We start from the raw sequence: 14,163 nt of genomic DNA on the forward strand, positions 1-14,163 counted from the left end.
CGGACCCTCAGCCGGAGAAGCCGACGTGCGCGAGCCGCAGCGGGCCGCGCAGCCTGAGGTGCACGTCGTGGACGCCCGCGGCGACGACGGACGCGCTCAGCGAGACGTAGTCGTAGGGGCCGGATGTGGGCACGGCGGTCGACAGCACCGCGAGTGCCGGGCCGCCGTCGAGGGACAGCTCGACCGAGCCCTCACCGGCCACTTCCACCGTCACGCCGGAGATGCCGCGTCCGAAGTCGCAGGCACGGTAGACCAGTTCGCCCGCCGCCGAGTCCACCGGCGTCACCGCGTCGCCCGACACCTTCGTCCGGTCGACGATCTCGATACCGCTGTGCTCGTCGAACCCGGCAGCGGGGAGGCCGTGCGCGACGACCGCGCGCGGCAGGGTCGGCTCACCGTCGAGCGTCAGGGTCGTCCGCAGCCGGACGTCCTCGCTGGACGCCCCGGCCAGCAGCTCGTACCCGCCCGGCTCAACGCGCCACCGGTCCTGGGCCACGTCCCAGAACCCGAAAGCGGTCAGCGGGACGTCGAAGGCCAGCTCGGCCGTCGCCCCCGGGGAAAGGGTGACACGGCGGTGGTCCAGCAGCTCGCGGCGCGGACGCGGCACGGACGCGCCGACGGCCCGGGTGTAGAGCTGGGCCACCTCGTCGGCCGTGACGTCACCGGTGTTGGTGACGGAGAAGGAGACCCGCACCGTCGCGTCCTCGACCCGGGCCGTCAGGTCGCCGTACGCGAACGACGCGTACGACAGGCCGTGCCCGAAGGGGAACAGGGGCGTCCCCTCGAAGTACAGGTACGTCTGACGGGCGCCGATCACGTCGTAGTCGAGCAGGCCGGGCAGGTCGGCGTCGTCGGCGTACCAGGTCTGCGGGAGGCGCCCGGCGGGGGAGACGTCACCGGCCAGGACACGGGCCAGGGCGGTGCCTGCCGCCTGGCCGCTGTGCGCGGTCCACAGCACCGCCGGGAGCCCGGCGGGGTCGACGGCGTACGGGTAGGCGGAGACCAGCGCCAGTACGGTCGCCGGGTTCGCCGCACGCGCGGCCCGCAACAGCCGCTCCTGGTGCGCGGGCAGTCGCAGGGTCGTACGGTCCTCGGTCTCGCGGCCGTTGATGTGCGGGTCGTTGCCCGCCACCACCACGACCACGTCGGCCTGGGCGGCGGCACGCGCCACCGTCTCCTCGCCGCGCTCGGCGACGACCAGCTCGAAGACCTCGGGATCTTCGTCGGCAACCTTCACGCCGTCGGCGGAGACACACACGTGCCGGCCCGTCCCCAGGTGCTTCAGGAGGTGTCCGTTCCCGTGCGGTTCCAGCCGGAACGTCTCCTGCACGATCCAGCCGCCCGGCTGGTCGGCGGAGGCGCGCAGGTAGCCGTCCTCGGCGACCGAGAGGTAGCGGCCGTCGGGGGCGCGCAGGGTCAGGACGCCCTCGCCCCAGTCGACCAGTGCCAGCTCGGTGCCGGTCGCGTGGGTGGTGAGCGCGGGCAGGTCGGTGCGGCCCGCGAGCAGTGCCGGGTCGAGCGCGCCCTCGGCGCCGCGCACCTCGTCGGGGGCCTCCTCGGCCACCGGCACGTGCAGGAACGCACCCGCGGAGGTCTTCAGCCGGACCCGGTCCACGCCCTCCGCGAACTCCACCCGCTGCGCGCCGAACCGCTCGTACAGGCCCTCCAGCGGGGTCGAGCGGTGCAGGAGCGTGCCGCTGTACCAGTCGAGCTTGCACTCGTCGGCGAGCAGCCCGACCACCGCGATGCGGGTGCCCGGGGCGAGGGGCAGCACCCCGTCGTTCCTGAGCAGCACGATCGCCTGCTCGGCGGCCTCCTGGGCGAGGGCGCGGTGCGCCGGGGTGTCGAACTCGCCGGTCGCGTCGTGCGGGTCGTACTCCGGGTCGAACTCGCCGAGCCGGAAGCGGACCGAGAGCTGGCGGCGGACGGCCGTGTCGAGATCGGCCTCGGTCAGCAGACCGCGTGCCAGGGCGCCGCGCAGCCGTCCGGTCATCTGCGAGGAGTCCGTGCCGTGGTCGGTGAAGCTGTCGACGCCCGCGACGAGGGAGGCGGCGGTGGCCTCCTCATGGGTGTCGAAGTAGTGCTCGGAGTCGACCAGGTTGCTCGGCGCCCCCGCGTCCGAGCAGACCAGCAGGTCCTCTTCGGTCCAGGTCCGCAGATGCTCGGACAGGTACGGGGAGACGTGGTTGGGGCGGCCGTTGACCAGGTTGTACGCCGGCATCACCCCGGCCACCGCGCCCGCCTCGACCGTCTCGCGGAAGGCCCGCAGATCGTACTCGTGCAGCACGCGCGGGCGCACCGAGCTCGACGTCGTGGAGCGGTCCGTCTCGTTGTTGTGGGCCAGCCAGTGCTTCAGCACGGGCGCGGTGCGCCAGTAGGTGGGGTGGTCGCCGCGCAGGCCGCGCGTGTAGGCCGTGGCGATCGCCGAGGTGAGCTTCGGGTCCTCCGAGTAGCCCTCCTCGTTGCGGCCCCACAGGGGGTGGCGCAGCAGGTTGACCGTCGGTGCCCAGACGTTGAGGCCGACCCGGTCGTCCTTGGCGCGCATCGCGCGGATCTCCTTGGACACCGCGTCGCCGACGCGCCGCACCAGCTCCGGGTTCCAGGTGGCGCCGAGGCCGACCGCCTGCGGGAACGACGTCGCCGGGCCCATCCACGCCACGCCGTGCAGGGCCTCCTGGCCGGTGCGGAAGGCGGCGACCCCGAGCCGCTCGACCGCGGGCGCGAACTGGTGCAGGAAAGCGGTCTTCTCCTCGACCGTCAGCCGCGACAGGAGGTCGTCGATCCGCTTGGCGAACGACAGGCGCGGATCGCGGAACGGCGGCATGGGCGGCGTGTGTGCGGTCACGTGGGAATCCCTTTGCGATGGAGCGGCAAGGCTCTTTCGAAGCGCTTCGATGCTCGATCGGCACAGGGGTGGGTGTCAAGACACCCCGGCGCAACAACTCCGAGCTTCGGGGTGCCATACCAACGCCCCGCTGGAGCCGTACGTGCTCGTGCACACCTCGGAGGAATCTTGGAATCGCCCCTTGTGCACCCCTGGGTGTTCACTTAACCTCGCAGCAACATCGAAGCGCTTCGACTGTGAAGTCCGCCACCCGGTGGTGCACCTTCCGCGTCACGCGTCGGAGTATCGCTTCGGCTCAGCCAGTTCCACTCGAGACACCGCAGCCGACGGCCCTCCGCCGGGTGTCCTGGTGCGCCATGAAGGGTTGACGCAATGACGCCGAACGCCGCCTCCTCCGGACCGAGCCGGAGAAGTTTCCTCGCCTCCACGGCGGTCGCCACCGCAGCCGTGGCCGGCGGGGTACCGCTGCTCGCCGCCTGCGGCGGGTCGGACAGCGGCTCGAAGGACGGGACGACGTCGGGCAAGGCCGCGGACAAGCTGCTCCCGGCGTTCGTCGCCAGCACGGTCGCCAAGCCGGACCTGCCCTCGAAGAACGGTTCGGCTTCCGGATACACCGGCAAGGTCGACCTCGCGGGGCTTTCCACGTCGGTCCCGGACAAGCTCGGTACCGGCGCCCCCTTCAAGGTCATGTCCCCGTTCTGGGGGTCCCCGCCGAAGGCCGGCTGCGCCTACTACAAGGCGCTCGACGCTGCGGCGGGCACCAAGGTCACCTGGCAGAACCAGGACGGCAACACCTACGGCCAGAAGCTCGGCGCCGTCCTCGCCTCCAGCTCCATACCCGACATGGTGGTCGTGCCCGGCTGGGAACTGGTCGGCAAGATCGCGAACGCGGTCACCGCGAAGTTCATGGACCTGGGCCCCTACCTGGCGGGCGACAAGGTCAAGAAGTACCCGAACCTGGCCGCGATACCGTCCGACGCCTGGCGCATGGGCATCTTCGGCGGCGCACTGCGCGGGATCCCGATGCCGGCCGCCACCGCGAACTGGATCACGCCCTTGTACCGCAAGGACCTCTTCGACAAGAAGGGCTACGCGGTACCCAAGTCGCCCGACGAGTTCATGAGCTGGGCCAAGGAGGCCACCAGCTCCAAGGCCAAGGTGTGGGCCTGCGGTGACATGACCTGGTCGGCGTGGAGCATTTTCGGCGTCCGCGGCTCCGGGACGATCGGCTGGGACACCGGATCCGACGGCAAGCTGACCTACCGCGTCGAGCAGCCCGAGTACCTGGAAGCCCTGGAGTGGGTCCGCAAGCTGTTCGACGCGGGCGTGGTCCACCCCGACGACAAGGCACGCTCGGGCGACGCGGGCCAGCGCTTCGCCGCCGGGCAGATCCTGGTCTGGAACACCAACATCGCCGACTGGTACGGAAAGGCCGCCGAACAGGCCCAGTCCAACCCGGACCTCCAGATCGACGCCATCGACCTCTTCGGCGCGGACGGCGGCAACCCGACGCTGTACGCGTCCCAGCCCGCCACCATCTGGTCGCTGATCCGCAAGGGCGCCTCGAAGGCGACGATCGAGAACGCGCTGGCCGCCGCAAACTTCTCCGCCGCGCCCTACGGCACCAAGGAGCGGATGCTCGTCGACTACGGCGTCGAGGGCACCCACTACACGGTCAAGGACGGCGTCCCGGTCAAGAACGACCTGGGCAACTCCGAAGTGCTCAACGCCTGGGTGATGCTGGCCGCGCCGGCCGCCTACTACGCCCACCCCGACCTCCCGGACATCGCCCGCAAGCAGGTCGAGTGGCAGCAGCGGATGGGGGCCTTCATGAAGAAGACCTCCACCTTCGGCATGAACATCGTCGAGCCGTCCCGCTACGCCAACCTCTCCAGCCAGTTCGAGCAGCTGGAGATCGACTACGTGCGCGGCAACAAGAAGCTGTCCGACGTCCAGCAGGCCATCTCCACCTGGAAGTCCTCCGGCGGCGACAAGCTGCGCGACTGGTACAAGGAGCTCATCGACAAGAACGGCAGCGGTAACTGATGTCTCTCACGGCCGGGAGCAGGCCCGACGGGACTCGTCCTCCCGCGGCCGTCGAGGAGCCGACGGTCGCGGTCGCCACGGCGGTGGCGAAGGACGGGGTGCCGCACAAGGCGGGCAAGGCGGGCAAGGCGGGCAAGGTCCACTGGCGGATCCGCCTGCGCCGGGACCGCGCGCTCATCCTGATGACCTTGCCCGTCATCGTGCTGCTTTTGATCTTCAACTACGTCCCGTTGCTCGGCAACGTCGTCGCCTTCCAGGACTACGATCCATACGCCTCCAGCAACGGCGTCACGGCGATCTTCCACAGTCCCTGGGTCGGCGTGGAGCAGTTCGCGCGGATGGTCGACGACCCGCTGTTCTGGAGCGCCACGAAGAACACCCTCGTGCTGTTCTCGCTCCAGCTGGTGCTGTTCTTCCCGATCCCCATCGCCCTCGCGCTGCTCATCAACAGCGTGATCAGGCCCCGGGTGCGGGCGGTGGCGCAGGCGATCATGTATCTGCCGCACTTCTTCTCATGGGTCCTCGTGGTCACCGTCTTCCAGCAGATGTTCGGCGGCGCGGGCATCATCGCCCAGACCCTGGAGGACCACGGCTGGAGCGGCTTCGACCTGATGACCAACGCGGACCTGTTCAAGTACCTGGTCACCGCGCAGGCCGTGTGGAAGGACGCCGGCTGGGGGATCATCGTCTTCCTCGCCGCGCTGGCCGCCGTCAGCACCGACCTCTACGAGGCCGCCGCCATGGACGGCGCGGGACGCTGGCGGCGCATGTGGCACGTGACGCTGCCCGCGCTGCGCCCGGTGATCGCGCTGCTGCTGGTGCTGCGGGTGGGCGACGCGCTGAGCGTCGGATTCGAGCAGTTCCTGCTCCAGCGGGACGCGGTCGGCGCGGGGGCCAGCGAGGTCCTCGACACCTACGTGTGGAACATGGGTATCCAGAACGGCGACTTCAGCTACGCGGCCGCGGTCGGCCTCGTCAAGGGCGCCATCGGAGTCTGTCTCGTCCTGGGCGCGAACAAGTTCGCACACCTGCTGGGCGAGCAGGGGGTGTACAAGAAATGAGCCTCAACACGCAGCTCGTCCGCAGCCTCAAGGCTCCCGCCCGCCCCGTGTGGGAGGAGCCGCCCAGCAAGGCCGGAATCACCGCCAAGAGCGGCTTCCTCCTGCTGTGCTGCCTGGCGGTGCTCGGACCGCTGTGGATCGTGATCGTCACCAGCCTCTCCCCGAAGCCGGTGATCGACCGGGTCGGCGGTCTGGTCGTGATCCCCCAGGGCATCACCTTCGTCAACTACACCGAACTGCTCAGCGGCGGCCAGGTCAGCCGGGCGATCATGGTCTCGGTCGGGGTCACGCTCTTCGGCACGCTGTTCTCGATGGCGGTGTCGGTGCTCGCGGCCTACGGCCTGTCCCGGCCGGGCAGTCTGGGCCACCGGTTCTTCCTGATGACCATGATGGCGACCATGTTCTTCGGGGCCGGCCTCATCCCGACGTACCTTCTGGTGCAGTCGCTGGGCCTCACCGACACCTACCTGTCGCTGGTCCTGCCGAGCGCGGTCAGTGTCTTCAACATCCTCGTCCTGCGGGCCTTCTTCATGGGCATCTCGCCCGAACTCACCGAGTCCGCCCGCATCGACGGGGCCGGTGACCTGCGCATCCTGCTCACCATCATCATGCCGCTGTCACGGGCGGTGCTGGCGGTCATCTCCCTGTTCTACGCGGTGGGGTACTGGAGCGCCTGGTTCAACGCCTCCATCTACCTCACCGACCAGGAGATGATGCCGCTGCAGAACGTGCTCATCCAGCTGGTCCAGAAGAACACCGAGGCGCCGACCGGTCTTCAGCAGGCGGTTCGTACCGGGCAACTCTCCGCCCTGGGCCTGCAGATGGCCGTCATGGTCCTCGCGCTGATTCCCGTCGCGGTCGCCTCTCCCTTCGTCCAGCGGCACTTCAAGAAAGGCATGCTCACCGGAGCCATCAAGGGCTGAGACCTCATGGCCGAGTTCTCGCCGTAGGGCTTTCGGTCTGTGTGTCGAGCGCGGCTGCGCCGTGGTCGATCGCGCGGTTCCCCGCGTCCCCAAGAAAAGGGCATCCACCCCTCCCTGTTCTGCAAGAACCGAGGTATGTCATGAGCACGTTCCACCTCAGCAGACGTTCCGTGCTGGCCGGGACCGCCGCCGTCGCCGCGGTCGTCTCCCTCCCGGTCACTCAGGGGCACGCCGCCGCCGTCCCGCCCGCGGCCGCCGCGAAGAGCGGATATCGCTGGCGCAACGCCGTCCAGGGCGGCACCGGGTTCGTCACCGGGGTGCTGTTCCACCCGTCGGTCAGGGGACTCGCCTACCTCCGCACCGACATCGGCGGCGCCTACCGCTGGGACGACCGGACCGACCGGTGGACGCCGCTGACCGACCACATCGGCTGGGACGACTGGAACCTGCTCGGCGTCGAGGCCATGGCCGTCGACCCCGCCCATCCGAACCGGCTGTACCTCTCCCTCGGCACATACGCGCAGTCCTGGGCCGGCAACGGGGCCGTGCTGCGCTCCGAGGACCGGGGCGCCACCTGGAAGCGCACCGACCTGACCGTCAAGCTCGGGGCCAACGAAGACGGCCGCGGGTGCGGCGAGCGGCTCCTCGTCGACCCCCGGGACGGCGACACCCTGTGGCTGGGCACCCGGCACGACGGGCTGCTCAAGTCGACCGACCGTGGCGCGACGTTCAAGGCCGTGAGTTTCCCGGCCGCCCCCAGCGCCACCGGCCAGGGCGTCACCCTCCTCGTCGCGGCGGGCCGTACGGTCTACGCCGGCTGGGGCGACTCCGACGGCACGTCCGCGAACCTCTACAGAACCGCCGACGGCACCACCTGGGAGGCCGTCCCCGGGCAGCCCGCCGGCACCGCCGCCCGGGTGCCGGTCCGGGCCGCGTACGACAAGCACACGCGCGAGCTGTACGTGACGTACGCCGACGCCCCCGGACCCAACGGCCAGTCCGACGGCAGCGTGCACAAGCTGCGTACGACGAACGGGAAGTGGACCGAGGTCACCCCGGTGAAGCCCGGCGGCGCGACCGGCGACGGCGGAACCGACTCCTTCGGCTACGGCGGTTGCGCCGTGGACGCCCGTCGCCCCGGGACCGTCGTCGTCTCCACCAACAACCGCTGGTCGCTGATCGACACCCTGTACCGCACCACCGACGGCGGCCGCACCTGGAAGTCCCTGAAGGACAAGGCCGTTCTCGACGTCTCCGAGACGCCCTACCTCACCTTCGGCGCCGACGAGCCCAAGTTCGGCTGGTGGATCCAGGCCGTGGGACTCGACCCGTACGACTCCCGGCACATCGTCTACGGAACCGGCGCGACCCTCTACGGCACCCGCGACCTCAAGCGCTGGGCCCCGCAGATCCGCGGTGTGGAGGAGGCGTCCATACGGCAGCTGATCTCGCCCCCCACCGGTCAGGCGCACCTGCTCAGCGGCTCCGGGGACATCGGCGTGATGTACCACGAGCGGCTCACTGCGTCCCCGTCGCGCGGCATGGCGTCGAACCCGGTGTTCGGCACGGCGACGGGCCTGTCGCTGGCCGCGGCCAAGCCGTCGTACGTCGTGCGGGCCGGGTGGGGCGACCACGGCAACGGCGCCTGGTCGGACGACGGAGGCAAGACCTGGGCACCGTTCGAGGCCCAGCCGGACGTCGCCAAGTCCGCACCGGGGCCGATCGCGGCCAACGCCGACGGCAGTGTGCTGCTGTGGTCCTTCGGCACGGCCAACCCGGGGTACCGCTCGGCCGACAACGGCGCAACCTGGGCGGAAGTCGCCTCCTTCCCCAAGGGCGCCACACCGCTCGCCGACCCGGTCGACCCGGCCCGCTTCTATGCCTTCGACACCACCACCGGCACGCTCCACGCCAGCACCGACGCCGGCCGGACCTTCACCGCACGGGCCACCGGCCTGAACTCGGGCGACACCGAGTTCCAGTTGACAGCCGCCCCCGGGCGCTCCGGCGACCTCTGGCTGAGCCTCAAGTGGAACGGGCTGTACCGCTCGACCGACGGCGGCGCGACCTTCACCAAGGTCGCAAGCTGCTGGGCCTCGTACACCCTCGGCTTCGGCAAGGCCGCCGAAGGCGCCTCCTACCCGGCGATCTACCTGGTCGGCTCCACCGAGACCATCACCGCCGTGTACCGCTCCGACGACGAGGCGAAGAGCTGGACGCGGATCAACGACGACCAGCACCAGTGGGGCTGGATCGGAGCCGCCGTCACCGGCGACCCGCGCGTCCACGGCCGCGTCTACATCGCCACCAACGGCCGCGGCGTGCAGTACGGGGAGCCCGCCTGATGACCGTAGGGAAACGGCCCGGCCTGAGCGAAGCGACCCGGGGCCGTCTCCTCTTCGGCGGGGACTACAACCCGGAGCAGTGGCCCGAGGAGACCTGGCACGAGGACGTCCGGCTGATGAAGGCCGCCGGCGTCAACTCGGTCACCCTCGGCGTCTTCTCCTGGTCGACGCTCGAACCGGAACCGGGCGCACGGCAGTTCGGCTGGCTGGACACGCTGATGGACCTGATGCACGACAGCGGCATCGGCGTCGTCCTCGCCACGCCCACCTCCTCGCCCCCGCCCTGGATGGGCCGGCTGCACCCCGACACCCTGCCCGTCACCGAGGACGGCCGCACCGAGTGGTGGGGCGGCCGGCAGCACTTCTCACACTCCAGCGCCACCTACCGGCGCTACGCCGCCGCCATCACCGAGGACCTCGCCGCCCGCTACGGCGGCCACCCGGCCCTGACGATGTGGCACATCAACAACGAGTACTGCACCTTCGACTACGGCGACGAGGCCGCGACCGCCTTCCGCCGCTGGCTGCGCGAGAAGTACGGCACGCTCGACGCCCTCAACGAGGCCTGGGGCACCGCCTTCTGGAGCCAGGGCTACGACACCTGGGACGGCATCCTGCCGCCCCGCCTGCCGCACTACATGCGCAACCCCGGCCAGGTCCTCGACTTCCGCCGCTTCACCTCCGACATGCTCCTGGAGTGTTACACCGCCGAGCGGGACATCGTCCGCCGGCACACCCCGCACCTGCCGGTCACCAGCAACTTCATGCCGCTGTGGTTCGGGCAGGACGCGTGGCGCTGGGCGGAGGAGGAGGACGTCGTCTCCGTCGACCTCTACCCCGACCCGCGCGACCCCCTCGGCGCGCAGAACGGCGCCCTGGTCCAGGACATGACCCGCTCCCAGGCGCGCGGGCCCTGGATGCTGATGGAGCAGGCAGCCGGGCCGGTCAACTGGCGGGGTGTGAACCACCCCAAGCCGCGCGGCCTCAACCGGCTGTGGTCCCTCCAGGCCGTGGCCCGGGGAGCCGACGCCGTCTGCTACTTCCAGTGGCGGCAGTCCCGGCAGGGCGCGGAGAAGTTCCACTCCGGCATGGTCAGTCACGCGGGGGAGGAGGGCCGGACGTACCAGGAGGTCAAGCGGCTCGGCGCCGACCTGGAGCGGATCGCGCCCGAGGTGACCGGCCGGCACCTCACCGCGGACGTCGCCGTCCTGCACGACTGGCACTCCTGGTGGGCCGGCGCCCAGGACGGCCGCCTGTCCGGTCAGGTGGAGTATCCGGACGTGCTGCGAGCCTGGCACCGGGCCCTGTGGCAGGCGCACCTCACCACCGACTTCGCCCACCCCGAGCACCACCTGACGTCGTACCCGCTGGTCGTCCTGCCCCAGCTGTACGCCCTCACCGACGCGGCGATCGACAACCTCCTCGCCTACGTACGGCAGGGCGGCACCCTCGTCTGCGGGTTCCAGACCGGCGTCGCCGACCAGGACGACCGCGTGCGCCCCGGCGGCATGGACGCCCGGCTGCGCGAACTGTTCGGCATCCGCACGCTGCACGAGTGGTGGCCGCTGGACGCGGGAGAGACCGTCGCCTGCGAGGGCTTCCGGGGCACGCTGTGGTCCGAGGAACTGGAAGGAGACGGCACCGCCGAGGAGACCGTCCCCTACAAGGGCGGCGAACTCGACGGACTGCCCGCCGTCCTGCGCAAGGGCCGGGCCTGGTACGTCTCCACGCTCCCGGAGCCCGAGGCGCTGCGCGGCCTGCTGGCCTCGATCGCCGGTGGCGTGGGCGTCCGGCCGGTGCTCGACAACCTCCCCGAACAGGTCGAGGCCGTGCGCCGGGGCGAAGTGCTGTTCGTGCTCAACCACGGCCGCGAGCCGGTGACCGTCGAGGTGCCCGGCACCCACCGCGACCTGCTGACCGGGACGGACGTCACCGACCGGGTCACCCTCGGCCGCTACGAGGTGGCGGTGCTCCGGCCATGACCGCCTCCGCCCCCGTCCACGGCACCTGGGAGCCGCACCCGGCCGCCCGCTGGGAGGACGCCTTCCTCAGCGGCAACGGCCGGCACGGCGCCCTGGTGTTCGGTGATCCGCACGCCGAGCGGGTCGTCGTCACGCACCACACCCTGGTGCGGCCGAACGGCCGGGACCCCCGCCCCCCGCAGCTCGCCGGCGACCTGGCCGGGCTCCAGGACCGCCTCCTGGCGGGGGACACGAGAGCCGCCGAGGACTTCACGGACGGCCGCCCGCTCCAGTGGGTGCAGCCCTTCCACCCCGCCTTCCAGGTCCGGCTGGACCGGCCCGCCGACGCCTGTCACGACTACCGCCGCGATGTCGACTTCACCACCGGCGTGGTGAGTGCGGCCTGTGCCGGCTGGACCAGCCGGGTCTTCGTCTCCCGCGCCGACGACGTGATTGTCCAGCACGTCAGCGGACCGGGCCTCACTCTCGACATCGACCTGGACCCCCGGCTGCCCGGCGCCCCCGCCGGACTGGGCATCGGCCACGGAGCCGTCCTCACCCCCGAGGGCGCCCTGCTCAGCCTGCGCGCCCGCTACCCGGACAGCGACCGGGCCTGCACCGGCGTCACCCAGGTCACCGTCACCGGGGGAACGACCACCCTCGTGCCCCCGCGCGTGCACATCGAGGGTGCCCGGTCCGTGCTGCTCCTCACCCGGGTGCACCGGCACACCGGCGAGCTCGACGTGGTCGCCGAGGGACGTGCCCTGCGCGACCTTCCGCCCGGGTTCGACGAGCTCCTCGACCGCCACCTCGCGCTCCACCGCACCGCCTACGAGCGCGTCACCCTCGACCTCGCCGCCGACCCCGCCGAACGGGCCCTGCCGGGCTCGGAGCTGCTGAAACAGCCCCGCAGCGCCGCCCTGCTGGAACGCCTCTTCGCGGCCGGGCGCTACCACCTGCTCTCCGCGAGCGGCCTCTTCCCGCCCCGCCTGACCGGACTGTGGACCGGCGACTGGAACACCGCCTGGTCGGGCGCGTTCACCAACGACGCCAACCTCAACCTCCAGACCGCCTCCGCCGCTGCCGCCGCCCTCCCCGAGGTCACCGAAGCCCACGCGAACCTGATCCGGCGACAGCTTCCCGACTGGCGCGACAACGCCCGCGCGATCTTCGGCGCCCGGGGCGTCGTCGCCCCCGCCCACACCGACGGCGAGTCCGGCCACTCCTACCACTACAACCGCGAGTACCCGCTGCACCTGTGGACCGCCGGCGCCGACTGGCTGCTCAAGCCGCTCGTCGACCACGACGACACCCACGCCGACCGTGACCCGCGCACCGCCGCCGCACTCGCCGAAGTCGCCCTGTTCTACGAGGACTTCCTCACCAGAACGGACGAGAACGGCGACCTCGTCGTCGTCCCCTCCTACTCACCCGAGAACCGGCCCGCCAACGCGAGCTGGGGCACGATCAACGCGGCCATGGACCTCTCCGCGGCCCGCCACGCCCTGCGCACGGCCGCCGCCTACCACCCCGGCCCCGACGCCGACCGCTGGAACGCCCTCGCCGACCGGCTCCCGCCGCACCGGATCAACGAGGACGGAGCCCTGGCCGAATGGGCCCGGCCGGGCCTGGACGACTCCTACGACCACCGCCACCTCAGCCACCTCTACGGCGTCTGGCCGCTCGACGAGATCACCCCCTACGACACCCCCGAACTCGCCGCCGCAGCGCACCGCGCCCTCGAACTGCGCGGCGCCGAGAACGACTCCGCGCACGGCCACCTCCACCACGCCCTCATCGCGGCCCGGCTCCGGGACGGCGACCGCGTCGCCCACGCCCTCGGCCAAGTCCTGGACGGCGACTTCTTCCACGCCTCCCTGATGAGCGCCCACTACCCCGGCCGTGACGTCTACAACGCCGACGCCGCGCACACCCTGCCCGCCGTGCTGATCGAGATGCTCGTCCAGTCGACCCCCGACCGGCTGGTCCTCCTGCCCGCGCTGCCGGCGGCCTGCCCCGAAGGCACTCTGCGCGGCGTGCGCACCCGGTTCGGGGCCGAGCTCGACCTCACCTGGACGCGGGACGGCGCCGGCGCCGTCATCAGGCCCGGCCGCACCCACCGCGTCGAACTGCGGACTTCCTCCGGCGCAGAATCCCTCCACCTCGTCGCCGGAGAAGACCACGTCCTCGTCCTGAGGGCGTGGTAGTTCCCCCCACCCCCCCCCAACCATGGAAGGGACACCATGGCATCACGCACGCTGAGCAGGGTCACCAAGGCCCTGCTGGCTCCCGCCCTGGCGCTCGGCGCCACCATCGGCCTCGCCTCCGCCCCCGCCTCCGCCGCCGTCTGGAACTCCTGCGACCAGTGGGGCCAGACCAACCTCAACGGCTACACCCTCTACAACAACATCTGGGGCGGCGGCGCCGGCAGCCAGTGCATCTGGGCCAACTCGGGCACCAACTGGGGCGTCTGGGCCAACCACCCCAACACCGGCGGCATCAAGTCCTACCCGAACCAGACGAAGGCGATCAACAAGTCGATCACCTCACTGGGCTCGCTCTCCAGCAGCTACAACGTCAGTGTCCCGTCGTCCGGCGCCTACAACACGTCGTACGACATCTGGGACACGGACCACGACTACGAGATCATGCTCTGGGTCAACAAGACCGGAGCCGTCGGCCCGATCGGCACCTCGCAGGGCAGCGTCAGCCTCGGCGGCCACTCCTGGAACGTCTTCAAGGGGACCAACGGCGCCAACGAGGTGTTCTCGTTCATCCGCACCTCCAACTCCAGCTCCGGCAACGTGAACATCCTGCCGATCCTGAAGTGGATCAAGGACACCAAGAAGTGGATGGGCAACGAGACGATCGGTGACGTGCAGTTCGGCTACGAGGTCACCTCGTCGTCCGGCGGGCTGAACTTCACCACCAACAACCTGACGGTCAGCAGCAGCTGATCCGTCGCGGGCGGGGGCCGGCCGT

Annotated in this window: 8 protein-coding genes; 7 read left to right on the top strand and 1 reads right to left on the bottom strand. The window is 70.9% G+C overall.

The genetic code is table 11. From position 1 onward, the window contains the following. Nucleotides 1–7: 7 nt before the first annotated feature. Nucleotides 8–2,845, bottom strand: coding sequence for a glycoside hydrolase family 3 C-terminal domain-containing protein (locus IO24_RS0122935; RefSeq protein WP_031138283.1), 2,838 nt, complete (start codon nucleotides 2,843–2,845; stop codon nucleotides 8–10). Nucleotides 2,846–3,217: 372 nt separating this feature from the next. On the opposite strand from IO24_RS0122935, the gene IO24_RS0122940 reads away from it, so the two are divergent. The 7 genes from IO24_RS0122940 (at nucleotide 3,218) to IO24_RS0122970 (ending at nucleotide 14,138) form a co-directional block, all read left to right on the top strand. Continuing rightward, on the top strand, nucleotides 3,218–4,891 hold the full coding sequence (locus tag IO24_RS0122940; RefSeq protein ID WP_031138285.1) for an extracellular solute-binding protein: 1,674 nt from the start codon (nucleotides 3,218–3,220) through the stop codon (nucleotides 4,889–4,891). Further along, nucleotides 4,891–5,952, top strand: coding sequence for an ABC transporter permease (locus IO24_RS0122945; protein ID WP_031138287.1), 1,062 nt, complete (start codon nucleotides 4,891–4,893; stop codon nucleotides 5,950–5,952). The genes IO24_RS0122940 and IO24_RS0122945 overlap by 1 nt, the downstream gene beginning before the upstream one ends. Further along, nucleotides 5,949–6,875 (top strand): carbohydrate ABC transporter permease, encoded by a 927-nt coding sequence (locus IO24_RS0122950; protein WP_031138289.1) that lies wholly within the window; start codon nucleotides 5,949–5,951, stop codon nucleotides 6,873–6,875. Before IO24_RS0122945 ends, IO24_RS0122950 begins: the two co-directional genes overlap by 4 nt. Nucleotides 6,876–7,015: 140 nt before the next feature. After that, nucleotides 7,016–9,220 carry a sialidase family protein gene (locus IO24_RS0122955; protein ID WP_031138291.1) on the top strand — a complete coding sequence of 735 codons (2,205 nt, stop codon included), beginning with the start codon at nucleotides 7,016–7,018 and terminating at the stop codon, nucleotides 9,218–9,220. Beyond that, nucleotides 9,220–11,202, top strand: coding sequence for a beta-galactosidase (locus tag IO24_RS0122960; protein WP_031138293.1), 1,983 nt, complete (start codon nucleotides 9,220–9,222; stop codon nucleotides 11,200–11,202). Before IO24_RS0122955 ends, IO24_RS0122960 begins: the two co-directional genes overlap by 1 nt. Beyond that, the gene (locus tag IO24_RS0122965) at nucleotides 11,199–13,388 is read left to right on the top strand and encodes a glycosyl hydrolase family 95 catalytic domain-containing protein (RefSeq protein ID WP_031138295.1); all 2,190 of its coding nucleotides are present in this window, start codon (nucleotides 11,199–11,201) and stop codon (nucleotides 13,386–13,388) included. The genes IO24_RS0122960 and IO24_RS0122965 overlap by 4 nt, the downstream gene beginning before the upstream one ends. 36 nt (nucleotides 13,389–13,424) lie before the next feature. Beyond that, nucleotides 13,425–14,138 (top strand): glycoside hydrolase family 12 protein, encoded by a 714-nt coding sequence (locus IO24_RS0122970; RefSeq protein ID WP_031138297.1) that lies wholly within the window; start codon nucleotides 13,425–13,427, stop codon nucleotides 14,136–14,138. The last annotated feature ends 25 nt before the right edge of the window (nucleotides 14,139–14,163 follow it).

This window comes from Streptomyces flavovariabilis (assembly GCF_000725785.1).
Classification (GTDB): domain Bacteria; phylum Actinomycetota; class Actinomycetes; order Streptomycetales; family Streptomycetaceae; genus Streptomyces; species Streptomyces hawaiiensis.

What these genes read in the sequence shown, in the direction of transcription:
- IO24_RS0122940 (WP_031138285.1), top strand. Translation starts at nt 3,218, where the DNA reads ATGACGCCGAACGCCGCCTCCTCCGGACCGAGCCGGAGAAGTTTCCTC.
- IO24_RS0122945 (WP_031138287.1), top strand. Translation starts at nt 4,891, where the DNA reads ATGTCTCTCACGGCCGGGAGCAGGCCCGACGGGACTCGTCCTCCCGCG.
- IO24_RS0122950 (WP_031138289.1), top strand. Translation starts at nt 5,949, where the DNA reads ATGAGCCTCAACACGCAGCTCGTCCGCAGCCTCAAGGCTCCCGCCCGC.
- IO24_RS0122955 (WP_031138291.1), top strand. Translation starts at nt 7,016, where the DNA reads ATGAGCACGTTCCACCTCAGCAGACGTTCCGTGCTGGCCGGGACCGCC.
- IO24_RS0122960 (WP_031138293.1), top strand. Translation starts at nt 9,220, where the DNA reads ATGACCGTAGGGAAACGGCCCGGCCTGAGCGAAGCGACCCGGGGCCGT.
- IO24_RS0122965 (WP_031138295.1), top strand. Translation starts at nt 11,199, where the DNA reads ATGACCGCCTCCGCCCCCGTCCACGGCACCTGGGAGCCGCACCCGGCC.
- IO24_RS0122970 (WP_031138297.1), top strand. Translation starts at nt 13,425, where the DNA reads ATGGCATCACGCACGCTGAGCAGGGTCACCAAGGCCCTGCTGGCTCCC.